This is a genomic window from Bordetella genomosp. 11 (assembly GCF_002261215.1).
Taxonomy (GTDB): domain Bacteria; phylum Pseudomonadota; class Gammaproteobacteria; order Burkholderiales; family Burkholderiaceae_B; genus Bordetella_C.
The window spans coordinates 884,120-911,093 of record NZ_NEVS01000004.1 but is presented as its reverse complement, the minus strand read 5'-3'; the positions used below and the strand labels follow the sequence as shown (position 1 = coordinate 911,093).

Sequence of the window (26,974 nt, the reverse complement as noted above, 5' to 3'; positions counted from 1 at the left end):
GTATCCCCAAGGGATCAGAACCGTATCCCCAAGCCCAGGAACAACCCCGCGGTCTTCGCGTTGTACAGAAACTTGTCGGACTCGTACTTCATGCTGATGATCCGATAGCCGAACTTGCCCACCAGGGACTTGGAAAACTCGTAGTTGGTGCCGGCAAGGACCTGCCAGGAATAATCGCCGCCGCCGGTACCGGCATCCGCGTATCCCACCAGGGACCATTTGTCGGTCAGGGCATAGGACGCGCGCACGCCGACGAATCCATCGACCCAATCGACGTTGCCGCTGCGCGAAGGCCCGGCAGGCAGAAGCCGGCTTTTCGAGAAATCGAGGTCGCCGTCCAGATAGGTGTAGCGCGCGCCGGCCAGGATATCGACCGGCGTCTTCGGGCTATCGAACACCCGGTAGGCGCCAGCCGCCTGCAGTATGGTCTGCTGCAGGGTCGTATCGACGGTGCCCAGCGCGCCCCGCGCCAGCGGCTCGCTGCGCTGGCTGACTTTCACGTAGAACGCGTCGAACAGGATGCCCCAGCGTCCCTTGCGCGCCTCGAACGTGCCCATCGCGCCGAAATCCAGGTGATCCCAGATCTGCGAAAAGTCCGTATCGAAGCGCACGGTAGGGGTGCGGGCGCCGACACGGCCCCAACCGCTCATCCCCGCCGCCCAGAAATAAGGCGTCGCTTCGAACTTCCAGGTATCGGCCGACGGTGCCGCGTCGTCGGCGAAGACGGCCCCGGCGCCGGCACACAGGCAGGCGCCGGCAAGCCGGGCCGCGCGTGCGGAAGAGTTGCCCTTCATCGCTCCGCCTCCCATTGTTGCAATGTTCTTTTGCAAGGCTTGGCGCCGGGGCATGTCGATGGGTTCTCCATGCGACGCCCGTGGCGCATAAACCGGGGGACAGCTTGTCGGATGCCGGAGCGTCGTCATTGCGCTGCGGGTACGCGTGGATCCGGCAGGTAAGGCAGGCAAAAGTGTAGAAGGCCCGCCGCGGTCCAGGTAACGCGCGTTTACCCAGCTTTAGGCTTTACGGCTGAGCGGCGGTGCGCTCCGAAGCGATGACGGCCATGCGCGGATTCGTTCTTTTACTTTCGTTTAAGTTCGTTTATGATGCGTTTATGGACATGAACCCACGCCAGATCGCGCTTGTCGAAGCGGTTCGCGAGGACGGCACGGCTTCGATAGAAGCCCTGGCGCAACGCTTCGGCGTAACGCTGCAGACGGTGCGCCGCGACGTCACCCTGCTGGCGGGCGCCGGCCTGCTCGCCCGCTTCCACGGCGGCGTGCGCGTGGCCGCCTCTTCCACGACGGAAAACATCGCCTACCAGCAGCGCAAGGCGGTCAACGCCGAGGGCAAACGGCGCATCGCCCAGGCCGTGGCCGCGCAGGTCCCCGAAGGCTGCTCGCTGATCCTTAATATCGGTACCACCACCGAAGCGATCGCCCGTGCGCTGCTGAACCACCGCGGCTTGCGCGTCATTACCAACAATCTGCACGTGGCCGACATCCTGGCGGCCAATCCCGACTGCGAGGTCATCGTGGCCGGCGGCCTGATGCGCGCCAGCGATCGGGCCATCGTGGGCGACGCCGCCATCGATTTCATTCGCCGCTTCAAGGTCGATATCGGCTTGATCGGCATATCCGGCATCGAAGCCGACGGCACCCTGCGCGACTACGACCTGCGCGAAGTCAGCGTGGCGCGCACCATCATCGAACAGTCGCGCGAGGTCTGGCTGGCGGCCGACCGCAGCAAGTTCGAACGCCAGGCCATGGTGGAAGTCGCCCACGTGTCCCGCATCGACCGCCTGTTCACCGACCAGCCCATCCCCGAAACCATCGCGCGCGTGCTACGGGAGTCCGGCGTGCGCTGCGAGATCACTGCCCATCCGCCTTCCGACCAGGCCCTGCCATGACAACTTCCGCCACCGTTACGCCGCCCTCCCGCGAACGCCTGCTGACGCAACTCGATTCCGCCCAGCCGTGGGACGTGATCGTCATCGGCGGCGGCGCGACGGGATTGGGTACAGCGGTCGACGCCGCGGCCCGCGGTTATCGCACACTGTTGATCGAAGCCGCCGATTTCGCCAAAGGCACGTCCAGCCGCGCCACCAAGCTGGTGCACGGCGGCGTGCGCTACCTGGCGCAAGGCAATATCAGCCTGGTCCGCGAGGCCCTGCACGAGCGGGGACTGCTGGGACGCAATGCGCCGCACGTGGTCTGGCCGCTGGGTTTCGTCGTGCCGTCCTACAACCTGCTCGACCAACCGTTCTACGGCATCGGCCTGAAGATGTACGACATGCTGGCGGGCCGCCTGAACCTGCGGCCCAGCCGGCTGCTGTCGCGCTCGCAGGTACTGGCCGACGCCCCCACCCTGGCCACCGCCATCGACGGCCACCGGCTGCGCGGGGGCGTGCTGTATTACGACGGCCAGTTCGACGACGCGCGCCTGGCCACGACGCTGATGCGCACGTTGTTCGACCTGGGTGGCGTGGCGGTGAACTACATGAGCGTCACGGGACTGAACCAGAGCAACGGACGCATCGACGGCGTCACGGCGCGCGACGGCCTGAGCGGCACGACCTTCGTCCTGAACGCCAAATGCGTCATCAACGCGACCGGCGTGTGGGTCGACGCAATCCGCCGCATGGAGGACCGTTCCGCGATGGGTATCGTCGCACCCAGCCAGGGCGTGCACCTGACGCTGCCGCGCGATTTCCTGCCCGGCGACAAGGCCATCCTGATTCCCAAGACCGACGACGGGCGGGTCCTGTTCGTGGTGCCCTGGAACGGACACACCATCATCGGCACCACCGACACGCCGCGCGCCGACCTGCCCCTGGAACCGGATGCCGGCCGCGAGGATGTCGACTTCATTCTCGCCACGGCGGCCCGCTACCTTAGCCGCAAGCCCACGCGCGCCGATGTCACCAGCGTATGGAGCGGCCTGCGCCCGCTGGTCAAGGCCAGCGGCGTGGGAGCCACCAAAACGCTATCGCGCGAGCACACCATCCTGATGTCCAACGCGGGGTTGATTACCGTCACCGGCGGCAAATGGACCACCTATCGCCGCATGGCGCAGGACGTCATGGACCTCGCGGCGCGCGAACACATCCTGCCCCACGCGCCCTGCCGCACCGAAAGCCTGCCCTTGCACGGCGCCCCCGGCGCGCCGGCCAGCCTGGCGCAACCCGGCACGCCGGATGCCTATTACGGCAGCGACCTTCCCCAGCTGCGCGCGCTGCCGGGCGCGGACCGCATGCTGGTGGCGGCCAGCGGCCTGAGCGAAGCCCATGTGCGCTTCGCGGCCCGCTTCGAATTGGCGCGCAGCCCCGAGGACGTGCTGGCGCGCCGCAACCGCGCCCTCTTCCTGGACAGCGCCGCCGCGCTGCGGGCGGCGCCGGAAGTCGCGCGCATCCTGGCCGAGGAACTGGACCACGACGCCGCCTGGCAGCGCCGCGCCGTGGCGGACTTCGAGCACACCGCGCAGCAGTACCGCCTGGCCGCCTAGCGTCGACGCGGGCGGCGACATCGCGGTACTTCGGGCGTAGAATCGTCGCGGTTCATCAGATCCACCGGCGCCGCGAGGCGCCGCTTGCTTGCACGATTCTGAACGCGCCGGCGCGGCGCGCCTTCACGGAGAACTCGCGATGACCATTCCCAAGATCCAGTTCGGCCGCACCGGCCTGAAGGTATCCCGGCTGGCGCTGGGTACCATGACCTTCGGCCTGCAGACCGACGAAACCGTTGCCGGCCGCATCCTCGACAAAGCCAGCGACGCCGGCATCAACTTCCTCGATACGGCCGACGTCTACCCCTTGGGCGGCACGCCCGACACCGCCGGCCGCACCGAGGAAATCGTCGGCCGCTGGCTGACGGGCAAGCGCTCCAGCTTCATCCTTGCCACCAAGGCCGTGGGCGTGATGGGCCCGCAGGACTGGGACCGCGGCGCCTCGCGCAAGCACCTGCTCGATGCCATCGATGCATCGCTCAAGCGGCTGCAAACCGATTACGTCGACCTGTACCAGCTGCATTCGGATGACGACACCACGCCGCTGGACGAAACCCTGGAAGCCCTGGACGTCATCGTCAAGTCGGGACGCGCCCGCTATATCGGCGTTTCGAACTTCCTGGCCTGGCGCCTGGCGACCGCCCTGGGACGCTCGGACGTGCGCCACTTGACGCGCGTCGCGTCGGTGCAGCCGCGCTATAGCCTGCTGTTCCGCGAAATCGAACGCGAGTTGCTGCCGCTGTGCGCGGCCGAAGGCCTGGCCGTCATCCCTTACAACCCGCTGGCTGGCGGCCTGCTGACCGGCAAGCACAAGCCCAACGCCAAGCCGCCGGAAGGCACGCGCTTTACGCTGGGCACCGCGGGCAGCCGCTACCAGGACCGCTACTGGAACGAACGCTCCTTCGAAACCGTCGCGGCCCTGCGCGACATCGCGCAGGAAGCCGGCGTATCGCTGACGACGCTGGCCATGGCATGGGTGCTGGCCAATACGGTCATTACCGCGCCGCTGCTGGGCGCGAGCAAGCCGGAACAACTGGACGACACGCTGGCCGCGGTCGACTACAAGCTCACGCCGGAACTGAAATCCAGGCTGGACACGCTGACGCATGAATACCGATTCGGCGATTCCGTCCGCTGACGCCCGCACGCGCGACGACGCGGGGCCGGCCGGAGCATCCGTGCACGAGCGGTTGACGGCGCTGCTGGACGAATCCGGCATCGCCTACCGGCTGCTGCGCCACGCCGCCGAGGGCCGGTCCGAAGCGGTGGCGGCGATTCGCGGCACGGCGGTCGGCCAGGGCGCCAAGGCGCTGGTCTGCCGCGTCAAGCTATCTTCCACGCAACGCGCCCACGTGCTGGCGGTGTTCCCGGCGGACCGGCAGGCCGACCTGGAGGCCATCGCGCGCGCCGCCGGCGGCAAGAAGGCATCGCTGGCGTCGCGCGACCTGGCGCGCGAACTCACCGGCTGCGAAATCGGCGCGATCCCGCCTTTCGTGTTCGACGATGCCCTAACGCTGCTGGTCGACGAAACGCTGGGTACCCGGCATGCGGAAATCGTCTTCAATGCGGGGCGCCTCGATGCGTCGATCCTGATGAGCGCGCGCGATTACCTCGCGCTGGTGCGCCCGCGGACGGCCGCGTTCACGCGCGATGCCGGCGACTCGCCGTCCGCCGCGCCCGCGGCTTAAGGCGCACCATGTGCCTGGCCGTCCTCGCGATCGACACGCTGCCTGGCGTACCGGTGGTCATCGCCGCCAATCGGGACGAATACCATGCCCGCCCCACCGCCGCGGCCGCCCCCTGGAAGGACGATCCGCGCGTCATCGCGGGGCGCGACCTGCAATCCGGCGGCTCGTGGATGGGAATGACGCGCGGCGGCCGCTATGCGCTGGTCACCAACTACCGCGATCCCATGAGCATCCGCCCGCATGCGCCCTCCCGGGGCATGCTGGTGCAGGACTTCCTGCGCGGCGATGCGGCGCCGGCCGACTACGCCGCCCAGGTCGCCGACAAAGGCGCGGACTACAACGGTTTCAATCTTGTCGTGGGCGACCGCGAGCACGCCGCGTACTACAGCAACCGCGGCGGGCCGCCACGTTTACTGGCGCCCGGAATCTACGCGCTGTCGAACCACTTGCTGGACACGCCCTGGCCCAAGCTGGCCCGCACCAAGGCCGCCTTCACCGACATCCTGCGCGCCGCGCCCGCCCCGGACGTGGAGGCGCTGTTCGACGCGCTGGGCGACCGTTCCATCGCCCTGGACGCGGAGCTTCCCGATACCGGCATCGGCCTGGAGCGCGAACGCTTCCTGAGCAGCGCCTTCATCGTGGGCCTGACCTATGGCACGCGCTCGTCCACCGTCATGATCCTGGGCGAGCGCCATTGCTCGCTATATGAACGGCGTTTCGCGCCGGACGGCTCCCCGGCGGGCCGCTCCAGCTGGGACGTGGCATCGTCCTGACCGCGAACTGACAACACCCGAAACACAGGCGATGGCCGCCTCGGTGCGGCAAGCGAAGACGCTGCGGGGACCCCGCCCGCCGGCTTTTGATCTCCGTCATCGAGACTTCCCGTGGATAAGGTATGTTGCCGTATACAGCCGTATTTGCGGACATGCAGAACTTCAACGCCAGGCCCACGCTCAAAGCATATGCACGCGGGTATGGGGCCGGCCGCAAACCCGCTGCGCGCCCGTTCCCTCGCTAAGGGATACTTTGTCCTATGTTCATAGGAGCAGAATGATGAAAACAATCCGTTTTCGCCGCACGCTTGCCGCGATGCTGGTGTTCGGCGCCGGGCTCTCCGTCGCATATGCCGACATGCCGCCCCTGCAGCGCCAGGGCAATATCCAGTTCGTGACCGGCGGGGTCGGCCTGGATGAATCGAATTCCATGAAGGCCTCGGAAAAAGACTACTCTCTGTCCATGGTCTTCGCGCAACGCGAGGGCGGGCAGAGCGTCTACACCGCCGATGTCCCGGTCACCATCACCGACAGCAAGGGCGCGACGGTCCTGCAGACGACCACCAATGGCCCCTACCTGCTCGTCCAGCTGCCGCCCGGTTCGTACACGATCTCTTCTACCTACAACGGCAAGAAGATCGTGCGCCAGGCGACCATCGCAAAGGGATCGCACAACCGCGCCGTTTTCGAATGGCAATAAGGGCGGCCGCGCGCAGCTGTCCGATCGTCATCCGGACAGCGGCCGACCGCCCGTAAACGGGCGCGCTGTCCTCACCCGGCGTCGCCGCCTATTTTTCCTCGCATCAGCTTGATCTGGCCGTGACGGACCTTGCGCTGCACGCGGCGCTGCTGCGAGGCGCGGGTGGGCCGGGTCGGCTTGCGTGGCGTCACGGGACGCGCGGCGGACGCGATCATCGCGGCCAGGCGCTCGATCGCCTCGGCGCGGTTCTTATCCTGGCTGCGATGCGTCTGTGCCTTGATGATCGCCACGCCATCCTTGGTAATGCGCCGGTCGCCGCTGCCCAGCAAGGCATGCTTGACATCGTCCGGCAGCGACGACGCGCGGATATCGAATCGCAGATGCACCGCGCTGGACACCTTGTTGACGTTCTGTCCGCCCGCGCCTTGCGCGCGGATCATGCTGAACTCGACTTCGCGCTCGTCCAGCATCAGGTTGTGGGAAATGGGGATCATGAGCGCGAGTCTACCCGCATCGCGCCGCCCTCGTCCGGCGTCGCCGTGGCGCCGTCGCCCTGCTCTGCCGCCCCGCGCGCATCCTGGATAGCCGCCCCATACAACCCGTCCGGCGGCAAGGTTGCTCGGCTCCATGGTTGAAATCGCCGATACACTGCCCCATGTATATGGCGTGAGGAAAACCATGAAGCCCTTGTCAGAAATTCCGTTTTCGGTCCTGGACCTGGCGCCTATCGCGCAAGGCAGCACCGCGGCGGACGCTTTCCGCAATACCGTCCAGCTGGCCCGCCATGTCGAGGCACTCGGCTACAACCGGTTCTGGCTGGCCGAACATCACAACATCAACGGCATCGCCAGCAGCGCCACCGCCGTGCTCATCGGGCATGTGGCCGCGAATACCCGCACCTTGCGTGTGGGCTCCGGCGGCGTCATGCTGCCCAACCACGCGCCGCTCATCATCGCCGAACAGTTCGGCACACTGGAATCGCTGTTTCCAGGACGCATCGATCTGGGCCTGGGCCGTGCCCCCGGCAGCGACGGCGCGACACAGCGCGCGTTGGGACGCGATCCCCGAAGCGGCATGAACTTCCCGCACCAACTGGAAGAACTGCGCGCCTATTTCCAGCCGGCGCATCCCACGCAGGCCGTGCGCGCCATTCCCGGCGAAGGCTTGAACGTCCCCATCTGGCTGCTGGGATCCAGCGATTTCAGCGCGCAGCTCGCGGCGGAACTCGGCCTGCCCTTTTCCTTCGCGGGCCACTTTTCGCCGGAAGGCATGGCCGCCATGCAGCTATACCGGCGCCGTTTCAAGCCATCGGACGTGCTGGACAAGCCGTATTCCATGATAGGCGTGCCCGTCATCGCGGCGGACACCGACGAGCAGGCGCGGCGCCAGGCGACGACCCAGCAGCAGAAATTCCTGTCGCTGGTGCGCGGCCATCGCCTGCAACTGCAACCGCCGGTCGACGATATGTCCTCGGTATGGAACGAATGGGAGAAAGCGGCCGTGCAGCAGCGGTTGGGCGCATCCATCGTCGGTGGGCCGGACACGGTCAAGCGCGAACTAGAATCGCTGGTAGCCCGTACCGAAGCCGACGAGATCATGATCGTGTCGGACTTCTACGATCCCGCCGACCGCCTGCGTTCCTACGAAATCGTGGCGTCGCTCAAGCAGGCCGAAGCGCCGCGCGAGCCGCGGGCCGGTACGGCCGTCGCGCAATGAACGTGGAACGCCCGCGCCGCGCGTTTATCATGAAGGCATCACCGCGCCATCCGGTGCGGCCAAATCCACCCAGGGTCTTCACGGCCCGCAAGCGCCGCGCAAGACACGGCAAGGATGTATCGAATGAGCATCGTCGAACTGAACAAGGATTCCTTCCAGGAAGCCATCTCGCCGGAAGGGACGCTGATCGTCGACTTCTGGGCGCCATGGTGCGGCCCGTGCCGCGGCTTCGCGCCGGTCTTCGAAAAGGCCGCGGCGGAACATCCCGACGTGACTTTCGCCAAGGTCAATACGGACGTCGAGCAGGAGCTCGCGGGCGCCCTGGGCATCCGCTCGATTCCCACCTTGATGGTGTTCCGCGAACAGGTGCTGCTGTTCTCGCAGCCGGGCGCGCTGTCGGCCGGCCAGTTGAACGAACTGCTGGCCAAGGTCAAGGAACTGGACATGGAAAAAGTCCATCAGGACATCGCCGACGCGCAAGCCAAGCAGGACGCCGAAGGCGGCCAGGCTTGAGGCGGTCAGATGCCGGACGGGCCTTCGCCCGTCCGCAATGACGACCGCCCGCGGCTGAAGTTGACCAGCCACGCGTCCAGCGCTTCCAGGCTTTGCCGCGGCACCGATAAGGTCAGCACGACACCCTCGGCTTCGAACGCCTCGTGCGTGATCGTCGCCCCCGCCTGCGCCAGGCGCGCCTTCAGGTGCTGCAGCTCCGTGTAGGAACACGCGCAGGTCGCGTTGACGGTGTCGATGATCTCCACGCGCGGCGCCAGCCGCAGGCAATTCGCCGCGGCGCCGCCGTAGGCGCGCGCCAGCCCGCCGGTACCCAGGTTGATGCCGCCGTACCAGCGGGTCACCACCACCGCGACCCGGTCGCAATCCTGGCCGTCGATGGCCTGCAGCATGGGACGGCCCGCGGTACCGCCCGGTTCGCCGTCGTCGCTGAAGCGGTACGCGGCGCCGATGCGGTAGGCCCAGCAATTGTGGGTGGCGCCGGCATCCGAATGCGCCGCGATAAACGCCATTGCCGCGTCCACATCGGCCGCCGGGCCGGCATGCGCCAGGAAAACGCTTTTCTTGATCGTTTCCCGGTAGATGTTGGGCCCGGCCAGCGTACTGGCCACGTCAGTCGCCGCCCGCCGGCACAGGCGAGCCGCCGACGGCGGACTGCACGCCGGGTATCGCGGGTCCGCCGCGGGTCGACGCGGGCGCCAGGGGGGCGCCGTCGCGGGGCGTGGACCGCCCGGCCATGGATGCGGAAGCTGCCGTCCGCTGCAGCGCCCAGGCGATCGACACCGCGATCGCGGCCGCAAGCGAGGCGAACAGGAAAATCGCCGAATAGCCGAAACCGCTGACGATCAGCCCCGCGACAGGTCCGGTGATGCCCAGGGACAAGTCGAAAAAAGCCGAATACGCGCCGAGCGCGGCGCCGCGATTGGCGGCCGGCACGCGGCTTACCGCTTCCACGCCCAGCGAGGGAAATACCAGCGAGAAACCGGAGCCGGTCAGCGCCGCGCCGACCAGCGCCATCGCGGGCGAACCCGCCAGCCACAGCAGCAGCAGGCCCAGGATCTCTACGCCGATGGACAGGATGGCAACACGGAAACCGCCCAGGCGTTCGATCGTCCTGCCCAGCAGCAGGCGCGTGCCGACGAAAAAGGTGCCGAATATGCTCAGGGACAGGGCGGCGCCCGACCAGTGGTGCGACGCGTAGTAAAGCGTGACGAACGCGGCGATGGAGCCGAACCCCACCGAGGCCAGTCCCAGGGCCAGGCCGTGCGGCAGCACGCGTGCCACCACCTGCGAAAACGCCATGCGGACGCCGCCCACCACGGCGACCTTGGCGCGCGGCGCGGCCAGCGCCAAACCCAACACGCCGGCGGCCAGCACGGCAGCGCCCACGGCACCGAAACCCCAATGCGTCTGCAGTTGCACGCCCAGCGGGGCGCCGATCGCCAGCGCGCCATAGGTACAGATCCCGCTCCAGGAAATCACCTTGGCCGTATGCGCCGAACCCACGCGGCCGATTCCCCACATGATGCAGCCCGTGCCGACCCAGCTCTCACCGAAGCCCAGGACCAGGCGGCCGGCCATCAATGCGGCCAAACTGAGCGCGGGCATGTGGGACAAAAGATTGGCTACGAGCATCAAGCCGCCGCTGGCGGTGCACGCGGCCAGGCCGATCATCGCCGTCTGCTTCGGGCCGACGGTATCGGCCATGCGGCCGGCATGGGAGCGGCTGAGCAGCGTCGCAACGTACTGGATACTGATCACCAGGCCGGCCAGGACGGATCCATAACCCAGGTCGCCATGGACATAGCCGGGCAGGACCGCCATCGGCAGGCCGATCATCAGGTAGCACAGGAAGGTGAAGACCACGATGGAGATCACCTGCAAGGTAATCGCCGCGGGATGGGACGGCGCGGAACGGGAAACGGACATGAGAAAAAAAGCGACGCTTGACTAAGGGTTTTCCCTAGTGTAGCGCAGCCGGCCGAAAATCTGGTGCGGCGCACCAGATTTCACATTGTGATGTTGCCGGCATGCCGCGCCCGACGCCCTGGCGTGCCACACCGTCATCCCGGCCCCAGCGCAATCCGCGGTTCAGGCCTGGACGCCGCGCGACTCCAGGTAATCCTCGTAGCCGCCGCGGTAGTCGACGATTTCACCATCGGGCAAGATCTCGATGATGCGGGTGGCCAAGCCGGATACGAATTCCCGGTCATGCGACACGAAGAACAGCGTGCCTTCGTACTTTTCCAGCGCGAACTGCAGCGATTCGATCGACTCCATATCCAGGTGGTTGGTCGGCTCGTCCAGCAGCAGCACGTTGTGCCGGCCCAGCATCAGCCGGCCGAAGGTCATGCGGTTTTTCTCGCCGCCCGACAGCACCTTGGGCGCCTTGGGCAGGTCATCGGACGAAAACAGCAGGCGCCCCAGGGCGGAGCGGACCGACTGATCATCATCGCCCGGCTGCCGGTAGTCGGCCATCCAGTCGAACAGGTTGATATCGGTCTGCTGGAATTGATCCGACACGTCCTGCGCCATATAGCCGGCGTCGGCGTTCTCCGACCACTTGATCGAGCCGGAGTCCGGTGCCAGATCGCCCGCCAGCATGCGCAGCAGCGTGGTCTTGCCCACGCCGTTCGCGCCCACGATGGCGATTTTCTCGCCCGCATCGACCATCGCGGAAAAACCGCGGATGACCGGCGCGTCATAGGACTTGGATATGTTGTCCACGGTCACCGCAACGCGGTGCATGACCTTGTTCTGCTCGAAGCGGATATACGGGTTCTGGCGCGAGGAGGGCTTGACCTCTATCTGGTCCGCCTTGATGCGATCGATCTGCTTCATGCGCGACGTGGCCTGGCGCGCCTTGGATTTGTTGGCGGAGAAGCGGCGCACGAAGTCCTGGAGTTCCGCGATGCGTTCCTTGGCCTTGGCATTGGTGGCCGACACGCGCTCCCGCGCCTGCGTGGAGGCGAGCATGTAGTCGTCGTAATTGCCCGGATAAACGCGGATCTCGCGATAGTCCAGGTCGGCCATGTGGGTGCACACCTGGTTCAGAAAGTGCCGGTCGTGGCTGATGATGATCATCGTGCTCTGGTAGCCGTTCAGGACGTCTTCCAGCCAGCGGATCGTGTTGATGTCCAGGTTGTTGGTCGGCTCGTCCAGCAACAGCACATCGGGGTTGGAGAACAGCGCCTGCGCCAGCAGCACGCGCAGCTTCCAGCCCGGGGCGATCTCGCGCATGGGCTGGTTGTGCTGCTCGACGGCGATACCCAGGCCGAGCAGCAGCTCGCCCGCGCGGGCCTCGGCCGTATAGCCGTCGTACTCGGCGAACTTGGCCTCCAGGTCGGCCGCCCGCATGTAGTCCTCTTCGGACGCGTCGGCGTTGGCGTAGATGGCGTCGCGCTCGGTCATGGCGGCCCACATGTCGGTGTGGCCCATCATGACGACGTCCAGGACACGGTAATCCTCGAAGGCGAACTGGTCCTGGCGCAGCTTGCCCAGCCGCACGCCCGGCTCCAGCGACACGTTGCCCGAGGAGGCCTCCAGGTCGCCGCCGATGATCTTCATGAAGGTGGACTTGCCGGATCCGTTGGCCCCGATCAGTCCATACCGGTTGCCGTCCCCGAACTTGACGCTGACGTTCTCGAAAAGCGGCTTGGGGCCGAACTGGATGGTGAGATTGGCGGTGGATATCACGTTTGAGTCGAATTAGGCGAAGCGAAAACCCATCAGTGTACCCGTTGCGGTACGGATGGGCGCGGACCCGATGAAGACGCCGATGACCGGATGAAGATGGACGCGGGTCGGGCGAGACGCCGCGGAGCCGATGAAGAAGCGCGACAGCGCCCCGACAGAAAGGCGACAGCGCCCTTGCAACGGGCTCATCCGGCGGACGGTGACGTTTGGATTAGTCCGCATCCGCTGATTGTCAAGCTACGGCAACGAGGATGTAATGCGAGCAGAGCGCGACGGATCGATGCGACGCAAACCGTCCGATCGCCGCACGCCGCGAGGCCCCGGGAACGACGCCCGCAAGCGCCTCGCCCGTCCAGCTGCGAGGCCGCCGGCGCGGGGCTGCCAGGCACCGACGAGGAAAACACATCATGCTGCAAACGCTGGAAATCGAACACAAGCCACAGGCGGCGCTGGTCTGGTTGTCGAGACCCGATGTACGCAATGCCCTGGATGCGCAAATGGTCCAGGAGCTGACGGAAGCTTATGCGTCCCTGTCCAACGACAGCCAGGTCCGCGCCATCGTGCTGGCGGCCCGCGGCATCGCCTTCTGCGGCGGCGCGGACGAGACATGGCTGCGCCAGAGCGCACAGGCGGGCGAGATGTCCGTGCGGGCCGATACGGCGGCCTGCGCCGCCATGCTGGAGACCATATACCGCTGCCCCAAGCCGACCATCGTGCGGCTGCACGGCGTCTGCATGGGCCTGGGCATGGGACTGGCATCGGCCTGCGATATCGCGATCGCCTCGTCGCAAGCGACCTTCGCGCTGCCGGAAACGCGGCTGGGGCTGATCCCCTCGATCATCGCGCCCTATGTCCTGCGCGCCATGAGCGCGCGCGACGCCACGCGCTGGTTCCTGACGGGCGAAACCTTCAGTGCCGCCGAAGCCTGGCGCATCGGCTTCGTGCATGGCTTGTCCGAACCGGACTCCCTGGATATGCGCATCGCCGCGCTGGTCGACACCTTCATGCTGACCGCGCCCGACGCGGTCGCCGCCACCAAGACGCTGGTCCATGAGGTACCCGGGCGGGCGGCGGCACATTGCGATACGGATAGTCTCGCGGATTGCGGCATCCTGGCCGGCAGGAATCCGGCATCGCCGGAAAGCGACGGCGGCCCGGGCCGCGGTCCATCCTGGATGACCGGGATGCTGGGCGCCTGAAACGGCCCCCTGCCCACGCCCTACACGCCAGGATCCGGCTCTTCCGGCCGGATCCGCACCCGCTCCAGGTTGGCCCGATAGCGGTCCAGCGCGTTGAACAGCAAGGGATTCACCAGGATGGAGAGAATGGCGCCGGCCAGGATCAGGTCTTGCCCCGCCTTGGGCAGGATTTCCTGCATCACGCCCAGGCCGGCCAGGATGAAAGAGAACTCGCCGATCTGCGCCAGGCTGGCGGAAATCGTCAGGGCCGTGAGCTTGGGATGGCGGAAGGCGCGCACGATCAGGTAAGAGGCGATCGACTTGCCGACCAGGATGATCAGGAAGGTGCCCAGCACGCCCCATGGATCGCGCACCAGCACCATCGGGTCGAACAGCATCCCGACCGATACGAAAAACAATACGGAGAACGCATCGCGCATGGGCAGGGATTCGTCCGCGGCGCGCTGGCTGAATTCCGACTCGGCCATCACCATGCCGGCAAAGAAGGCGCCCAGCGCGAACGACACGCCGAACAGCGCGGTCGCGCCATAGGCGATACCCAGCGCGCAGGCCAGCACCGCCAGGCGGAAGAGTTCCCGGTTGCCGGTGTACACCACGCGTTCCAGCAGCCACGGAATGACGCGCCGCCCGATCACCAGCATCAGGGCGACGAAGGCCGCCACCTTGACGGCGGTCAGGCCCAATATCGCCCACAGCGATGCGCCGCCGTTATCCTGTTCCCGGCCGCCCAGCGCGCCGGACAGGGCGGGAATCAGCACCAGCGCGGCGACCATGGCCAGGTCCTCGACGATCAGCCAGCCGACCGCGATGCGGCCTTCGTTGGTATCGACCAGGTTGCTGTCCTCCATGGCCTTGATCAGGACGACGGTACTGGCCACCGACAGGGCCAGTCCGAACAACAGCCCCGCGCCCACGTTCCAGCCCAGCATCCATGACAGCCCCAGGCCCATCGCCGTGGCGACGGCGATCTGCGCGATGGCCCCCGGCACGGCGATGTGCTTGACCGACAGCAGGTCGCGCAGCGAAAAATGCAGCCCTACCCCGAACATCAGCAGGATGACGCCGAGTTCGGCCAGCTCGTTGGCGAGGTGGCTGTCGGCGGTGAAGCCCGGGGTATAGGGCCCACAGAGGATGCCCGCGCACAGATAACCGATCAGGGGGGGCAGCTTCAGGCGCACCGCGATGGCGGCAAGTACAAAGGCCAATACCAGACCGCCCACAATCGTCGTAATGAGCGGTGTGGAATGAGGCATGCAGGCTCCAGGAAATAAAGTTGGGGGCGCCAGGGCGCCATTCTGAATAATCGCTGAACGCGTTCAACGCTCGGAGGATATCACGGCCCCGGCGGACGACCGCGGTCAGTGATCGTGCTCGTCCAGCACCAGATGCACCATGCCCGGCTCGGTGGCCAGGCCGACTTTCTTGCCCACCGGCAGCGTCGCCTTGGAGGCGATGTGGCCATACGGCAGGCCCGTCAGCACCGGCACCTTCACGGTCTTGCGCAGCCAGGCGAGCACGGCCGGCATATCGAAGCCCGCATCATGGGGCGCCAGGCGGTAGTTGGTGAAGTATCCCAGCAGGATCGCCTTCTGCTTCTGCAGAATACCCGCCTGCCAGAGCTGCGTCAGCATGCGCTCGACGCGATACGGGTGTTCGCCGACGTCCTCCAGGAACAGGATGCCGCCCTTGATGCCGGGCATATATGGCGTCCCCACCAGCGAGGCGACCATGGCCAGCGTCCCGCCCCACAAGATACCGCGGCAATCCACCGGATCCGCATCCGGCGTTTCGAAACTGAGGATTTCCAGCTCGCCGCGCATCAGCTCGCCGAACAGGGCGGCCGTCAGGTCGTCCATGTCGTCGCCGCCGAAATCCGCGACGGCGGTCGCGCCGCTGTAGCTGATCGCCCCCGTCTGCGCCAGCAGTGCCAGGTTGAACGCGGTGAAGTCGCTGTGCCCGACGAAACGCTTGCCGCTATCGGCCACCGCCTTCCAGTCGATCATCGGCAGCAGGCGCCCCAGCCCGTAGCCGCCGCGCGTGGCCATGACGATCGGGTGCTTCTGCTTGAGCGCGCGCGACAGCGCCTTCAGGCGTTGCGCATCCGTGCCGGCAAAGCGCTGGTGCGTGGCGGCCGCGGCGCGGTCGATCGCCGTCTTGAAGCCTTCGGCCTCCAGCCGCTGCCGCGCGCGTTCCAGCGTGGCCGGATCCTGTACCGCGGAGGAAGGAGAAAACAGATAAATGCCTTGCTTGCTGCTCATTGGGGGTTTTCCTTGATGCGACGCGCGCGGAAAAACTGCCGCAGGATTTCGCCGCAGGGTTCGGCCAGGACGCCGCCATGAAACGACGTATGGTGATTCAGTTGCGCCACCGCGCCGACATCGAGCACGCTGCCGCAGGCGCCCGTCTTGGGATCGCTGGCACCATAGCAGACGCGCGCCAGCCGGGCATGCAGCATCGCGCCCATGCACATGACGCACGGCTCCAGCGTGACGTAGAGCGTCAGCCCCGGCAAACGGTAATTGGACAGCCGCCGCGCGGCCGCGCGCAGGGCGACGATTTCGGCATGCGCGGTGGGGTCGGCGTCGATGATCGTACGGTTGTAGCCGGCGCCCAGCACCTGCCCCTGGGCATCGACCACGACCGCGCCCACGGGCACTTCGCCCGCCTGCCCGGCCTCTTGGGCCTGCCCCAGCGCCAGCGCCATCATGGCCGCGTCGAACTGCGCCTGTTCGCCGGCCGTCCTGGCGGCGATCGCTTCAACCACGGTACACCCGGGACTTCAAGGCGATGCGATGCGCCAGGCTGCTCACGGCCTCTTCCAGCAGTTGATAGAGCTCTGCGTCCTCGTCGTAGCGGGCGTGGTTCAGATTGGACACGCGGCCCTGTTCGATGAACCCCCAGGCCCGGCTGCGCTTGTCGCGGTGACGCGGATCCCATACGCCGAAGGCGATGCCGCCCGCGCCGCGGATCAGCGAAAAGCAAGGGATATCGGTATAGCCATCGCCGACGAACACCATCTGGTCGAAGGGCACCCGCAGGCGGTCTTCCGGCACCTTGCGATTGACCTCGAAGGGCTTGTTGTGGAATTCGCGGCCGATGATGCCTTTCTGGATATGGAACAGATAGCGCGTCTTGTCGGTGAAGCTGACGACGCGGCGCGGGAAGTCGATGCCGCCGTCTTCGCCGTAGACGAATTCGGACGCCCAGATTTCCGTGAACTCGGGGGCGATCGCGGTGGACCGGACGACGTCGCCGATGCCGCTGGAGATCAGATAGAACTCCAGCGATACCTGGGGTTGCGCTTCGCGCACCGCATCGCGCAGGCGCTGGAACACCGTCGTCACGCCGTCATGCAAAGGCAGTTGACGCCCCCAGTCCCGCAAGCGGTCGCGCGTGATCAGGCCATGCGAGCCGCCGCGCGACAGCTGGATCATGCGATACAGGTAAGCCGGGACCGGGTCCCAGTCCTGTTCGAACAACAAGGGATCCACCTGCTCTTTCCAGAAGCCGGCCGTGTCCACGCCGATGCTCGCCAGAAAGCCCGACGTGCTGTCAGGCGCGAGCGTATCGTCGAAATCGAATATCAGGGCGATAACGTCGGACATGGAAAAAGCGTGCGCGGGAAATAGCCGCCATTTTGCCTGATTTCGCCTGGCCTACCCTGGCGCAGCCTCCGGGCTGGATTTCAACGCGCCCCCATGCGGGTCGGTTGCCGCGTATGGGTCCCCTGGCGGCCGCCGCAAACGGCAGGCCGCGGCGGATCGGTCATTACCCGGCGGCAGCGGCCACCGGAAGACGGCGGCGCGTCTTGAAGAACTGCCACATCAGGCGCGACGCGTCGGGTCCCTGGCGCGCGTGAAAGCGCACGCGGGCGTCGCCGCCGCTCCAGGCATGTCCCAGACCGGGCACTTCGCACAGGCTGACGACGGCGCCCCGCCCGGGCGGCACATCGGTGCGCAGATAGTGGCGCGGGGTGCCCTCGGCCTCAGGCTGGGGGGCGGCGGCGGCCACCTTCAGGCCGTTGGCCCATGCCAGTTGCGCCAGCAACTGCGCGCCGTTGCGCCGGTCGACGACGGTGTCGCGATCTCCCTGCAGGATGATCGCAGGCATGCCGGGAAACGCGGCGCGGTCCGGCAGCAGCGGGGCCAGGGCCGTCTCCGGCGGCTCCGAGGCCCCATGCCGCATGGCGCGCAGCCCTTCGCCGGCGCTGCGCGCACTGCCGAGCACCGCCCCGGAATGCATGGCCAGCGCGGCGAAGACGTCCGGATGTCGCAAGGCGGTCAGCGCCGCCATGCTGGCGCCGGCGGACAGTCCGGCGATATAGATCCGCGCCGGATCGGCGTGGTAGTCCTCCACGGCGGCGCGCGCGATGCCGGCGATCGCATCGGCCTCCGCATATCCGTGCGCGGCGTCGGGCTGGTACCAATGCCAGCAGCGATGCCGATGGCCGCGCAGCGGCTGTTGCGGATACACCAGCAGCAAACCCTCGCGATCGGCCAGGCGGTGCATGCGCGTGCCCACCGCGAAATCCAGGGCGCTCTGTTCGCACCCATGCAGCATGACCAGCACGGGACCACCCTTGCGCAGCTTCGGAGGCATATAGACGAAATAGGACAGGCGCACCGGCCAGGCGCCCGGCACGGGCGGCGTGCGGTAGACGCGGGCCTTCCAGGTTCCGGCGAAATCGGCGCTGTCGAACTCGGGCGCCGCGTCGGCGGCCAGGGGCTTGCGCGCCGAGGGCCCCTTCGCCGGGCGGGACCGCGGCCGTTGCGTGGCCCTTTCGTCGAAGAGCCCTGGCATACCCAGCCGCCACGCGGTCCGCTGCAGGCGCGCGACCTTGCGGGCGGTAGAAAAGAATAGCGTGGACAGCTTGCTTCGCATTGCGATTGGCCTGGCGGGTAAGTCCCGGTCTTTGCATTAAACCCCTTATGCTGCATCGCAGCAACCCAGAATGCGCGCCGGCGTGCCAACCGCAACAAGCTCCCCCTCATACGGCCGCCCTGCCTGTCGGTACAGCACTTGCGTCGAACCGGCGCGATCCGTCACCGAGGCCTGCCATGTCCTCTTCCCCTCTCCCCGTCCGCAAGGGCCAGGCGCCCGAAAAACTATCCCGCGAACAATTTCGCCAGCGCTTCATGCGCCGTTTCTACGACCCGGCCTTCCGTCCCGAACAGGCGGCGATCGATCGCCTGGAGGCGATTGCCTGGGATGGCTACCGCAACAGCCGCAAGGCGCCGGTCACGGAAAAAGCCGGCCCCGGTGCCGCCGACCCGAACTACGACGTCTCCGTCGAATGGAAGGCGGCGGCGGCGCGCCTGCGCGAGGCGGCCCGGATCCAGGCCCGGCCCGACACGCCCTCCCGCGTGCTGCTGATCGCGGGCGCATCCCGCAACGACGGCACCTGTCCCGGCGAAATGTCCAAGACCTGGCGCCTGACGAACATCGCCCGTGCCGAGCTGGATGGCGCGGGCATGGAGACCGAGGTGCTGGACCTGAGCCGGCTGACCTCCGAGTACGAGCGTGTCATCCATCCCTGCAAAGGCTGCGTCTCGACGGCCATGCCGCTTTGCCATTGGCCGTGCAGCTGCTATCCCAATCATTCGCTGGGGCAGGTCAACGATTGCATGAACGAGATCTACGAACAGTGGGTCCGCGCCCACGCCGTGATCCTGCTGACACCCACCTATTGGTATCAATCGCCCAGCCCCCTGAAGCTGATGATGGACCGGCTGGTTTGCGCGGACGGCGGCAATCCGGATCCGTCTTCCACCTCGGGCAAGGATGCCGCGAAGGCGAAGGCGCTGGAGCTGGCCGGTTGGCCCTATCCCAAGCACTTGGCGGGACGTGCCTACGGGCTGGTCGTGCACGGCGACGTGGCGGGAATCGAGGGACTACGGCGCGCGCTGAGCGACTGGCTGGACTGGATGGGGCTGGTCGATGCAGGCGCGACCGCGCGACTGGACCGCTATATCGGCTATTACCAGCCCTACGCCACCAGCCACGATGAACTGGACAGGGATCGCGCCGTGCAGGACGAAGTGCGTAACGTCGCGCGCGCGGTGGCGGCGGCGGTCGGACAAATACGCGAGGGCCGGCTGTGCCGGCCCGACGCGGGATTGAGGGACCCGCGGCCCAAATAGACTTGCCCTGGCGAAAAAGCCCGAGCGGCCCGCCCGGGCCGCTCGCTGCCGCGCGTACTTATTGGCGGGGCATCGTACCGCCGTAGGGCGCGGGCGTACCGTAGCCGCTGGGCGGAACGGCCGGCGGCGGCGCCACGGGCGTGGCGGGTTGCGAATACCCCGGTTGCGTATAGCCGGGCTGCATGGTCCCCGCCGGGGCGCTGTCGGGCGTGCCGGCCGGTACCGGGATAACGGTTTCACGCAGGACGCCGCCCCCCGAGACACTGCCCTGCACGGTGGTATTGCCCTGTCCGGACATCTGGATCATGCAATCCTGGCGCTGATTCGCCGGTAGCGCATTGCAGCGCGCCATGGCATTGCTTTGGGGATCGGCCGGCGTGCTCAGGCCATTGCGCCGGCGCTCCACCAGCGAGGCACCGGCTTCGCGCATGCAAGCCGCCTGGTCCTGCCCGCTGGCCCCGCTCTTGCATCGGGCCACGTCTTCACGGTATTGCGCGTCCGGGCCGGACGCAGACCATGCCGGCGCCGCGGCGCCCAGCACGCCCGCGGCGCAGAATGCCAATCCCATTGCCGACAATTTGATTCGATGCGTCATGCTTGACCTCCCAGTCGATGGCTGCCGTGGGGGCAGCGCGTTCGTAAAGCCATGGTCCAGCAAGTGCCGTGCCCACGGATGAGCATAACCTTCAGGCACTGCCACGCACCGTATCGACGTCCAGCCTCTTGAAGATCAGGGTCGACAGCAGCGTGACCCCGCCCACGCACAGGAAGGTCCAGCGGAATCCCCAGGCATCGGCATGGACGCCATGGGAGAACATGCCAACCAGGCCGCCGCTCAGGCTTACGCCCAGGCTGAGGGCCAGCATTTGCACCATGGAGAACAGGCTGTTCCCGCTGCCCGCGTCCTCGACGCTCAGGCCCTTCAGGGTGACGCTGTTCATCGCGGCGAACTGCATGGAATTCGCGCCGCCGAAGATCGCCAATTGCACGATCTGCAATGCCAGCGGCCATCCCGGCGCGATCAGCGCGAACGACATAATGGATACGCCCACCACGACGGTATTCACCGAGAGGAAGGTCTCATAGCCATAACGCCGCACCAGCGGCGCCACCCAGCGCTTGGTGATCAAGGCCGCCAGGGCGGTCGGGAAAATCATCATCCCCGCATAGAAAGGTTCGTAGCCCAGCTGCAATTGCAGCAGCAGGGGCAGCAGGAAGGTGACGCCGCTGCTGCCGATGCGCGAGACCAGATTGCCCACCAGGCCGATGCTGAAGGTTTCGTCGCGAAACAGGCCCAGCCTGAACAAGGGCCGCGGCCGGCGGCGGGCATGGGCGATATAGACCATCACGGTAAGCGCGCTCAAGCCCAACAGGCCCGCGGTATAGGCGGCCCGGCCGGGGCCGTCCGTGCCTTCCATGGCGAACGAGAACGCCACCATGCAGGTGGACAGGAGGGTGAAGCCGACGAAATCGAACGCGGGCGGAGACGCCGCGGATTCGGGCGGGATGTAGCGCCGCACGGCGGCCAGCCCGAGGATGCCGATGGGGATATTGATCAGGAATATCCAATGCCAGCTGAGTACCTGCACCAGCCAGCCGCCGGTCATGGGACCGATCATCGGCCCTACCTGCCCGGCGATGGAAATCAACGCCAGCGCCGCGATGTACGACTCGCCGCGCACCGAGCGCAGGATGGCCAGGCGGCCGATGGGCAGCAACATCGAGCCGCCCACGCCCTGGACCACACGAGCGATGACCAGTTGCGACAGATTGGCGGCCATGGCGCAGAACAGCGAGCCCAGGACAAAAATCAGGATGGATGTGAAATAGACGCGGCGCGTACCGAAACGGTCGGCCAGCCAGCCCGAAGCGGGCGTCAGCATCGCCATCGATAGCGAGTATGCGACGATCACCGGCCGCATCGCCAGGGGCAGCTCGTGCAGGCTGTCCGCCATGGCCGGCAAGGCCGTGTTGACGATCGTGGCATCCAGGGACTGCATAAAAAATCCCGCGGCGACGACCCAGAGCATGCCGCGGTGCGACGAACTTTCCTTCATTTCCCCTCTCTATGGGCGGGGTGGCCGCGTCATGCGCGACACCTCGTGCACCCGAACGTCGGCAATCATAGGCCGATCGCCTATGATCGCGAAATCGACCGCGAGAAGGCCGCGCAACCCGGCCATTTACGGCGTACCGTTCAGAAATTCGTCAGCATCGCGCACTGTCGCGACGGCCCCAGGGAGGCCTTTTCGTGAATCGAAATACCCCATTTTCCGCGCGTGCCCGCGCAATAGGCGTGCAGGTGTTCGGCCAGGCCGCGGATCACGGCGAAACGGCGCGCCGCATGACGGCCTACCTGGCGGATCTGGGGTTGGAAGAATCGGTCGCGATACAAGCGTGGCGGGACGAGGACGACCCCGTATCGGCGTTCCGCCTGACGGACGCCGCGGCCGAACGCTGGACGCCCGGTCACGACACCACGCGGCTGGCCGCGGCATTGGCCGAGCGCTACCCGGACGACAGCCGCAACCTGGAACGCGAAGTGGTACTGGCCATGCTGGCCGCGCCGGTGCCCTTTCGCTATCCCAGCCACGACGAATTCATTTCCGCGGTGCGCATCAAGCTGAACATCGTGCATGCCGCCAGCCTGACCGAACTGGCCTTCGATACGGAACACGCCGAACGCCCGGAAGACTACTGGACCTACGACGAAGCGCGCGGCTTCACCATCCTGCCGGGCAAGTCCCTGATCGACGGCCTGATCAAGGCAACGCAGCCGGAAGCCTCCGGCAAGCTGTATTCCTTTTCCTGCTACCGCGCCACCGAATACGTCACCCTGCTGGGCATCGCGCAAGAACTCGCGCTGTGCAATCCGGCGTTGCTGGACCAGCTACAGCGCCACTGGGAACAGCGCGCCATCATGTCCGGCCTGTTCCATGACGTCTTCCTGCGCGAGTACGGGTCGATGGAAGAGCCGTTGCCGCCGCGCTTCTACGTGCCGGGCGACCGCCTGTGGTTTCGCAACCCGGACGAACGCTCGTCCAATGTCGAAGGCTTCGAGGGCTCCTGGGTGTTCTACCTGGGCGGCGGCATGTTCAACAACTTCTGGAAGCACAAGCAACCCTTCAGCCTGACCGCCAAGTGCGTGGAGATCTACCACTGGCGCCATGGCGTTTATACCGATGACAAGGGCATGCTGCGGCTGGACGAAACGCGCGTGGACGCGCGGGTACGGGAATCGATGGCAGATCCGGCGGAGGTCGAGCGCATCCTGAAGCAGATGGTCAGGCTGCGCGAGCCGCGCGGCGTGTATATCGACGGCGGCTGCATCGATACCACGCGCGAATGCGTGCGCTGGGTCAGGCCGGGCACCGCGGACCTGGTGCTGCCCGCGCTGTAGCCGGCCCGGCCACGCATTTTTACTTGGCGCTTTGTAGCGCGCTATAGATCTTGTAGCCCACCCTGCCGTCCTGCGGCAGGCCCAGCCGCTGCTGTTCCGCCGCGACGGCCTGGCGGGTCTTGCTGCCGGGGATGCCGTCCGGTGTACCGATGTCATAGCCGCGGGCGGCAAGCAGCCCCTGCAATTCCTTGATCTGCGCGCGCGACAGGCCCGGATCGTCGGTCGGCCACGCCGCGATCAGCCCCGGGCCGTCCTTCAGCCGGTTCGTCAACAGGCTGACGGCCAGGGCATATTTGTGCGACTGGTTGTAGTGCAGGATCGCATCGAAATTGCGCGTGGCCAGGAAAGCCGGACCCTGCGCCCCGGTGGGCGCGAACAGATAGGCCTGCACGGATGCCCAGGGCTGCGACAGCGGGACGGTGGACAGCGGCGTACCGTCGGCGCGGGTCACGCCCGCGTCGCTCCATTGCGACAGCGACCGGCGGTCGTCCCGATTCATGATTTCGTTGTCCGGCGAAGGAGGCAGGGTCGCGGCCATCGCCGGCGGCAGGCGTACCTCGATGACGGCCGGCATGCCGCGCGTCCAGGTGGCCTTGCGCTTGAGCAAGTGATTCGCCGTCGACGCCAGCGCATCCGGCAGGGATCCGTACAGGTCGATACGGCCATCGCCATCGCCATCGGCGGCCAGCTCGTAGAAGGATGTCGGGATGAACTGCGTCATGCCGAAGGCGCCGCTCCACGAGCCGATGAAGCGGTCGCGCGTGACGGTACCGTCGCGCAGCAGCCGCACGGACGCATAGACGTTCTTCACCCACAATGGCTTTTGCTCGGTGCACGCGCGCGTCAGCCACGCATTCAGTACGTCCACTTTGCCTAGCTGGGAACCATAATTCGTCTCGATGCCGAAGATCGCCACCAGCGGTTCGCTGTCGATCTTGTAGCGATCGTCGATTGCCGCCAGCGCGTCATGCGATTTGGCCAGGACGGCCTTGCCGTCGGCCACGCGCTGGTCGTCCACCGTCTTGGCGATGTAGTCCCACCAGGTTTCCTGGCCTTCGGGCTGCGCCTTGGCCGCCGCCACCGTCACGGCAAGCAAACGCGTGTCCCGCGTATAAAGGTCGAAGTCCGCGACACTGACGCCATTGGCGGGTGCCGATGCGCGCAGCGTCGCCAGGCATTGCGCGGGATCGCGATCCTGTTGATCGGCCGCGCCGCCCGGGGACGACACCGGGTTCGCCATGGGTGCATTCGGCGATGGCACGGTCGTGGATGGCGTACCCGCGGCCGGCGCCATGGCCTGTGCCGAGGCGCTCGTGGACGGCTGCGCGCATCCCGCGATTCCCGCCCCCGCCAGCAAGGCCGCGGGCAACCACCGGGGAATCAGCCGGTGGCGGCGCGGAGAGCGGGACGTGAGGGACGAGCGGGCATGGCGAGACGTGAGCATATCGATATCGGCGCGGATGGAATGCGGAAGACCCGGGTATGGTACCGCGTGAACCCATCGATGCGACCGGACAGGCGCCCGGCTTGCCGGATCCCGGACTCAATCCGATCGCGGCGACAGTCTTTTCACCAGGTCCCGATGTGCCGGGTAATCCGCGGCGAGGCGGTCCGCGTCGGCCAGTTCGAACTCGCTGAACTCGAAGCCCGGCGCCACCGTGCAGCCGGCCAGGGTGTAGCGGTCCGCGCGGACGCGCTCCGCGGCGAACCAGCAGCCGGCCGGCACCACGGCCTGGAAGACGCAATCCGCGTCCTCGATGGCATTGCCCAGCCGATGCGTGGCCAGGCCCCCTCGCCCGTCCAGCACGTGCACCAGCAACGGCCCCCCGGCATAGAAATGCCAGATCTCATCGGACCTGATGCGATGCCACGCGGAAAACGCATCGCCGCTCAGCAGGTAATAGATCGCCGTGCTGGCCGCGCGATCCGCGGCCTGGCCAGTGCGATGCACGCGTTCCGGCGCACGGTAGGTCTCGCGGTAATAGCCGCCCTCGGGATGCGGCTGCAGGCTCAAGCGCCGGATCAGGCTGGCCGCTTCCGCCCGGTCGGCCGCGGCGACATCCGTACCGGCAGTCATGCCCGCCCCATGCACGCCGCCAGGGTACGCCGCTGCCGGCCCTGGGCGTCGAAGTTGTCCGGCGCCAGCCAGGCCTCGTAGCCGGCGCGCAAAGCCGGCCATTCGCCATCGATCATGGAGAACCACGCCGTATCGCGGGTGCGCCCCTTGTAGACAATCGCCTGGCGGAATATGCCTTCGAAGGTGAAGCCGTAGCGGATCGCCGCCTTGCGCGAGGGCTCGTTCAGGCTGTCGCACTTCCATTCGAAGCGGCGATAGCCCAATTCCTCGAACACACGCTTCATGAACAGGTACTGCGTCTCCGTGGCGTGCGCCGTCCGCTGCAGCAAGGGCGAATAGCTGACGTGCCCCACTTCGATCACGCCGTTGGCGGGATCGATACGCATCAGCGCGGCCGTACCGATGGCCTTGCCCGAAGCCAGGTCCACGATGGCGTGATGCATGGGGTCCGTGCTGGCCGCCGCCTTGGCCATATAGGCATCGAAGGCCGCGGCATCGGCAAAGGGCTCGCTCGACAGGTACGTCCACAGCCGCCCGTCCGGCGCCTGGCTGTAGGCGTGGAACAGGTCCGCGGCGTGGCGGGCGGGATCGAGCGGCTCGATGCGGCAGAAGCGCCCCTGCATGGACGTGGCGGGGGGGCGCTGGCGCGGCGTCCATCCCGGTAGGGGATCGCCGATGGGTTGTCCGTATTCGTTGGTGCGCGTCATGATGGTTGTCGGAGTACGAGGGTATGCAAGCCTGGGGATGTCGACGATGGGTTCAAGCCAGCTGCTCCAGCAACGCCTGCGCCGCGGCGGGCGCCTTTTCCTTATGGCCGTTGATGAAAAAGATAAACACGTCCCTGCCCTTGGCGCGCGCCTTGGTCCTGGCGGCATCGACACAGGGCAAATCGTCGGGTTGTCCGCCGGCCGCCCATGCGTGGGCGCGGGCGGCCCAGGCCCGCAAGTCCTTGGGCGGGTAGCCGGCACGGTTGTCCGGGCTGGAGCGCATCAGCCTCGCATAGGCGAAGTCGGCGGTCAGGTCGGCGAAGGACGGATACTTGTCGGAGTCGGTATAGACGGTCGCCACCTTGTACTTGCGCGCCAGCTTCAGATAGACCGGGTCCATGAAGCTGTCGTGCCGCACATCCATGACGTGGCGCAGCCGGCGGCCGTCGACGCGGTCCGGCAGCAGTGCCAGGAAGGCCTCGAAGTCCTCCGCGTCGAAGCGCTTGGTGGGCATGAACTGCCACAGGATGGGCCCCAGCTTGCCGCCCAGCTCGCTGATCCCGCTGTCGATGAAGCGGTGCACGGAATCCCCGGCCTCGGCCAGGACGCGGCGGTTGGTGGCGTAGCGCGTCGCCTTCAGGGAAAACACGAAATCGTCGGGCGTCTCGTCGCGCCAGCGCGCGAAGGACGCGGGCTTCTGGGTACTGTAGTAGGTGCCGTTTATCTCGATGGCCGTGACCTGGCGGCTGGCGTATTCCAGCTCGCGGCTGTGCGGCAGCCCTTCGGGATAAAAGGTTTTGCGCCACGGCTCGAATGTCCAGCCGCCGATGCCCGTGCGTATCCGACCTTCCGCCATGTGCGTTCTCC

The 26,974-nt window shown here is 66.8% G+C and carries 27 protein-coding genes; 11 read left to right on the top strand and 16 right to left on the bottom strand.

Annotation, left to right across the window (positions count from 1 at the left end):
• Positions 1-14 precede the first annotated feature (14 nt).
• Positions 15-794: a hypothetical protein gene (locus CAL28_RS11930; protein WP_094841582.1), complete on the bottom strand. Its 780-nt coding sequence runs from the start codon at positions 792-794 to the stop codon at positions 15-17.
• Positions 795-1,060: 266 nt separating this feature from the next.
• Here CAL28_RS11930 and CAL28_RS11925 point away from each other — a divergent pair, with 266 nt between their 5' ends.
• The 6 genes from CAL28_RS11925 to CAL28_RS11900 all read left to right on the top strand — a co-directional run bounded on the left by CAL28_RS11925 (position 1,061) and on the right by CAL28_RS11900 (position 6,662).
• Entirely contained in the window at positions 1,061-1,906 is an 846-nt protein-coding gene (locus CAL28_RS11925; RefSeq protein WP_440588380.1) for a DeoR/GlpR family DNA-binding transcription regulator, read from the top strand.
• A complete protein-coding gene (locus CAL28_RS11920) occupies positions 1,903-3,501 on the top strand; it encodes a glycerol-3-phosphate dehydrogenase/oxidase (RefSeq protein ID WP_094841581.1) in 1,599 nt (532 codons plus the stop codon). Before CAL28_RS11925 ends, CAL28_RS11920 begins: the two co-directional genes overlap by 4 nt.
• Before the next feature lie 139 nt (positions 3,502-3,640).
• Positions 3,641-4,639, top strand: coding sequence for an aldo/keto reductase (locus tag CAL28_RS11915; RefSeq protein ID WP_094841580.1), 999 nt, complete (start codon positions 3,641-3,643; stop codon positions 4,637-4,639).
• Positions 4,608-5,189 (top strand): YbaK/EbsC family protein, encoded by a 582-nt coding sequence (locus tag CAL28_RS11910; protein ID WP_094841579.1) that lies wholly within the window; start codon positions 4,608-4,610, stop codon positions 5,187-5,189. Before CAL28_RS11915 ends, CAL28_RS11910 begins: the two co-directional genes overlap by 32 nt.
• A gap of 8 nt (positions 5,190-5,197) precedes the next feature.
• Complete coding sequence (locus tag CAL28_RS11905) at positions 5,198-5,962, top strand: NRDE family protein (protein WP_094841578.1); 765 nt, start codon at positions 5,198-5,200, stop codon at positions 5,960-5,962.
• A 277-nt stretch (positions 5,963-6,239) separates the two neighbouring features.
• A complete protein-coding gene (locus CAL28_RS11900; RefSeq protein WP_094841577.1) occupies positions 6,240-6,662 on the top strand; it encodes a carboxypeptidase-like regulatory domain-containing protein in 423 nt (140 codons plus the stop codon).
• A 71-nt stretch (positions 6,663-6,733) separates the two neighbouring features.
• Here the strand turns inward: CAL28_RS11900 and arfB are convergent, their stop codons facing one another.
• Complete coding sequence (gene arfB / locus CAL28_RS11895) at positions 6,734-7,156, bottom strand: alternative ribosome rescue aminoacyl-tRNA hydrolase ArfB (protein WP_094841576.1); 423 nt, start codon at positions 7,154-7,156, stop codon at positions 6,734-6,736.
• 184 nt (positions 7,157-7,340) lie between these two features.
• Between arfB and CAL28_RS11890 the strand changes: the two genes are divergently transcribed.
• Positions 7,341-8,378, top strand: coding sequence for an LLM class flavin-dependent oxidoreductase (locus CAL28_RS11890; protein ID WP_094841575.1), 1,038 nt, complete (start codon positions 7,341-7,343; stop codon positions 8,376-8,378).
• A 123-nt stretch (positions 8,379-8,501) separates the two neighbouring features.
• The gene (gene trxA, locus CAL28_RS11885) at positions 8,502-8,891 is read left to right on the top strand and encodes a thioredoxin (protein WP_094841574.1); all 390 of its coding nucleotides are present in this window, start codon (positions 8,502-8,504) and stop codon (positions 8,889-8,891) included.
• A gap of 5 nt (positions 8,892-8,896) precedes the next feature.
• Here the strand turns inward: trxA and CAL28_RS11880 are convergent, their stop codons facing one another.
• From CAL28_RS11880 to CAL28_RS11870, 3 genes are all read right to left on the bottom strand, one after another.
• On the bottom strand, positions 8,897-9,499 hold the full coding sequence (locus tag CAL28_RS11880; protein WP_094841573.1) for an IMPACT family protein: 603 nt from the start codon (positions 9,497-9,499) through the stop codon (positions 8,897-8,899).
• Between the two features lies 1 nt (position 9,500).
• On the bottom strand, positions 9,501-10,817 hold the full coding sequence (locus tag CAL28_RS11875; protein ID WP_094841572.1) for an MFS transporter: 1,317 nt from the start codon (positions 10,815-10,817) through the stop codon (positions 9,501-9,503).
• Positions 10,818-10,979: 162 nt separating this feature from the next.
• Positions 10,980-12,584 carry an ABC-F family ATPase gene (locus tag CAL28_RS11870; RefSeq protein ID WP_094841571.1) on the bottom strand — a complete coding sequence of 535 codons (1,605 nt, stop codon included), beginning with the start codon at positions 12,582-12,584 and terminating at the stop codon, positions 10,980-10,982.
• A gap of 407 nt (positions 12,585-12,991) precedes the next feature.
• Between CAL28_RS11870 and CAL28_RS11865 the strand changes: the two genes are divergently transcribed.
• On the top strand, positions 12,992-13,783 hold the full coding sequence (locus CAL28_RS11865) for an enoyl-CoA hydratase-related protein (RefSeq protein WP_094841570.1): 792 nt from the start codon (positions 12,992-12,994) through the stop codon (positions 13,781-13,783).
• A 20-nt stretch (positions 13,784-13,803) separates the two neighbouring features.
• Here the strand turns inward: CAL28_RS11865 and CAL28_RS11860 are convergent, their stop codons facing one another.
• From CAL28_RS11860 to CAL28_RS11840, 5 genes are all read right to left on the bottom strand, one after another.
• Positions 13,804-15,036: a cation:proton antiporter domain-containing protein gene (locus CAL28_RS11860; RefSeq protein ID WP_094841569.1), complete on the bottom strand. Its 1,233-nt coding sequence runs from the start codon at positions 15,034-15,036 to the stop codon at positions 13,804-13,806.
• A 105-nt stretch (positions 15,037-15,141) separates the two neighbouring features.
• Complete coding sequence (locus tag CAL28_RS11855) at positions 15,142-16,041, bottom strand: LD-carboxypeptidase (RefSeq protein WP_094841568.1); 900 nt, start codon at positions 16,039-16,041, stop codon at positions 15,142-15,144.
• Positions 16,038-16,487: a tRNA adenosine(34) deaminase TadA gene (gene tadA / locus CAL28_RS11850; protein ID WP_217906610.1), complete on the bottom strand. Its 450-nt coding sequence runs from the start codon at positions 16,485-16,487 to the stop codon at positions 16,038-16,040. The genes CAL28_RS11855 and tadA overlap by 4 nt, the downstream gene beginning before the upstream one ends.
• 52 nt (positions 16,488-16,539) lie before the next feature.
• Positions 16,540-17,388, bottom strand: coding sequence for an HAD family hydrolase (locus CAL28_RS11845; RefSeq protein WP_094841566.1), 849 nt, complete (start codon positions 17,386-17,388; stop codon positions 16,540-16,542).
• A 163-nt stretch (positions 17,389-17,551) separates the two neighbouring features.
• Positions 17,552-18,664, bottom strand: a complete 1,113-nt coding sequence (locus tag CAL28_RS11840) for an extracellular catalytic domain type 1 short-chain-length polyhydroxyalkanoate depolymerase (protein WP_094841565.1) — start codon at positions 18,662-18,664, stop codon at positions 17,552-17,554.
• 176 nt (positions 18,665-18,840) lie between these two features.
• On the opposite strand from CAL28_RS11840, the gene CAL28_RS11835 reads away from it, so the two are divergent.
• Positions 18,841-19,923 carry a flavodoxin family protein gene (locus CAL28_RS11835; protein ID WP_094841564.1) on the top strand — a complete coding sequence of 361 codons (1,083 nt, stop codon included), beginning with the start codon at positions 18,841-18,843 and terminating at the stop codon, positions 19,921-19,923.
• A gap of 58 nt (positions 19,924-19,981) precedes the next feature.
• On the opposite strand, the gene CAL28_RS11830 is transcribed toward CAL28_RS11835, so the two are convergent.
• Together CAL28_RS11830 and mdtD are read right to left on the bottom strand one after the other, a co-directional pair.
• Entirely contained in the window at positions 19,982-20,518 is a 537-nt protein-coding gene (locus tag CAL28_RS11830; RefSeq protein ID WP_094841563.1) for a hypothetical protein, read from the bottom strand.
• Positions 20,519-20,609: 91 nt separating this feature from the next.
• A complete protein-coding gene (mdtD, locus tag CAL28_RS11825) occupies positions 20,610-21,980 on the bottom strand; it encodes a multidrug transporter subunit MdtD (RefSeq protein ID WP_094841562.1) in 1,371 nt (456 codons plus the stop codon).
• A 194-nt stretch (positions 21,981-22,174) separates the two neighbouring features.
• Here mdtD and CAL28_RS11820 point away from each other — a divergent pair, with 194 nt between their 5' ends.
• Complete coding sequence (locus tag CAL28_RS11820; RefSeq protein WP_369597667.1) at positions 22,175-23,323, top strand: hypothetical protein; 1,149 nt, start codon at positions 22,175-22,177, stop codon at positions 23,321-23,323.
• Between the two features lie 19 nt (positions 23,324-23,342).
• On the opposite strand, the gene CAL28_RS11815 is transcribed toward CAL28_RS11820, so the two are convergent.
• The 4 genes from CAL28_RS11815 to CAL28_RS11800 form a co-directional block, all read right to left on the bottom strand.
• The gene (locus CAL28_RS11815) at positions 23,343-24,767 is read right to left on the bottom strand and encodes a lytic murein transglycosylase (protein ID WP_094841561.1); all 1,425 of its coding nucleotides are present in this window, start codon (positions 24,765-24,767) and stop codon (positions 23,343-23,345) included.
• A 99-nt stretch (positions 24,768-24,866) separates the two neighbouring features.
• The gene (locus tag CAL28_RS11810; RefSeq protein WP_094841560.1) at positions 24,867-25,400 is read right to left on the bottom strand and encodes a cupin domain-containing protein; all 534 of its coding nucleotides are present in this window, start codon (positions 25,398-25,400) and stop codon (positions 24,867-24,869) included.
• Complete coding sequence (locus tag CAL28_RS11805) at positions 25,397-26,107, bottom strand: GNAT family N-acetyltransferase (RefSeq protein ID WP_094841559.1); 711 nt, start codon at positions 26,105-26,107, stop codon at positions 25,397-25,399. Before CAL28_RS11805 ends, CAL28_RS11810 begins: the two co-directional genes overlap by 4 nt.
• A gap of 52 nt (positions 26,108-26,159) precedes the next feature.
• The gene (locus tag CAL28_RS11800) at positions 26,160-26,963 is read right to left on the bottom strand and encodes a DUF72 domain-containing protein (RefSeq protein WP_094841558.1); all 804 of its coding nucleotides are present in this window, start codon (positions 26,961-26,963) and stop codon (positions 26,160-26,162) included.
• Between the last annotated feature and the right edge of the window lie 11 nt (positions 26,964-26,974).

Bases quoted from the DNA above. Each gene is read 5' to 3' on its own strand.
- CAL28_RS11900 (WP_094841577.1), top strand. From the start codon at position 6,240: ATGATGAAAACAATCCGTTTTCGCCGCACGCTTGCCGCGATGCTGGTG.
- CAL28_RS11925 (WP_440588380.1), top strand. From the start codon at position 1,061: ATGCGCGGATTCGTTCTTTTACTTTCGTTTAAGTTCGTTTATGATGCG.
- CAL28_RS11890 (WP_094841575.1), top strand. From the start codon at position 7,341: ATGAAGCCCTTGTCAGAAATTCCGTTTTCGGTCCTGGACCTGGCGCCT.
- CAL28_RS11910 (WP_094841579.1), top strand. From the start codon at position 4,608: ATGAATACCGATTCGGCGATTCCGTCCGCTGACGCCCGCACGCGCGAC.
- CAL28_RS11915 (WP_094841580.1), top strand. From the start codon at position 3,641: ATGACCATTCCCAAGATCCAGTTCGGCCGCACCGGCCTGAAGGTATCC.
- trxA (WP_094841574.1), top strand. From the start codon at position 8,502: ATGAGCATCGTCGAACTGAACAAGGATTCCTTCCAGGAAGCCATCTCG.
- CAL28_RS11815 (WP_094841561.1), bottom strand. From the start codon at position 24,767: ATGCTCACGTCTCGCCATGCCCGCTCGTCCCTCACGTCCCGCTCTCCG.
- CAL28_RS11920 (WP_094841581.1), top strand. From the start codon at position 1,903: ATGACAACTTCCGCCACCGTTACGCCGCCCTCCCGCGAACGCCTGCTG.
- CAL28_RS11855 (WP_094841568.1), bottom strand. From the start codon at position 16,041: ATGAGCAGCAAGCAAGGCATTTATCTGTTTTCTCCTTCCTCCGCGGTA.
- CAL28_RS11840 (WP_094841565.1), bottom strand. From the start codon at position 18,664: ATGCGAAGCAAGCTGTCCACGCTATTCTTTTCTACCGCCCGCAAGGTC.
- mdtD (WP_094841562.1), bottom strand. From the start codon at position 21,980: ATGAAGGAAAGTTCGTCGCACCGCGGCATGCTCTGGGTCGTCGCCGCG.
- CAL28_RS11835 (WP_094841564.1), top strand. From the start codon at position 18,841: ATGTCCTCTTCCCCTCTCCCCGTCCGCAAGGGCCAGGCGCCCGAAAAA.
- CAL28_RS11905 (WP_094841578.1), top strand. From the start codon at position 5,198: ATGTGCCTGGCCGTCCTCGCGATCGACACGCTGCCTGGCGTACCGGTG.
- CAL28_RS11875 (WP_094841572.1), bottom strand. From the start codon at position 10,817: ATGTCCGTTTCCCGTTCCGCGCCGTCCCATCCCGCGGCGATTACCTTG.
- CAL28_RS11800 (WP_094841558.1), bottom strand. From the start codon at position 26,963: ATGGCGGAAGGTCGGATACGCACGGGCATCGGCGGCTGGACATTCGAG.
- CAL28_RS11930 (WP_094841582.1), bottom strand. From the start codon at position 794: ATGAAGGGCAACTCTTCCGCACGCGCGGCCCGGCTTGCCGGCGCCTGC.
- CAL28_RS11860 (WP_094841569.1), bottom strand. From the start codon at position 15,036: ATGCCTCATTCCACACCGCTCATTACGACGATTGTGGGCGGTCTGGTA.
- CAL28_RS11810 (WP_094841560.1), bottom strand. From the start codon at position 25,400: ATGACTGCCGGTACGGATGTCGCCGCGGCCGACCGGGCGGAAGCGGCC.
- CAL28_RS11845 (WP_094841566.1), bottom strand. From the start codon at position 17,388: ATGTCCGACGTTATCGCCCTGATATTCGATTTCGACGATACGCTCGCG.
- CAL28_RS11865 (WP_094841570.1), top strand. From the start codon at position 12,992: ATGCTGCAAACGCTGGAAATCGAACACAAGCCACAGGCGGCGCTGGTC.
- arfB (WP_094841576.1), bottom strand. From the start codon at position 7,156: ATGATCCCCATTTCCCACAACCTGATGCTGGACGAGCGCGAAGTCGAG.
- CAL28_RS11830 (WP_094841563.1), bottom strand. From the start codon at position 20,518: ATGACGCATCGAATCAAATTGTCGGCAATGGGATTGGCATTCTGCGCC.
- tadA (WP_217906610.1), bottom strand. From the start codon at position 16,487: ATGGCGCTGGCGCTGGGGCAGGCCCAAGAGGCCGGGCAGGCGGGCGAA.
- CAL28_RS11805 (WP_094841559.1), bottom strand. From the start codon at position 26,107: ATGACGCGCACCAACGAATACGGACAACCCATCGGCGATCCCCTACCG.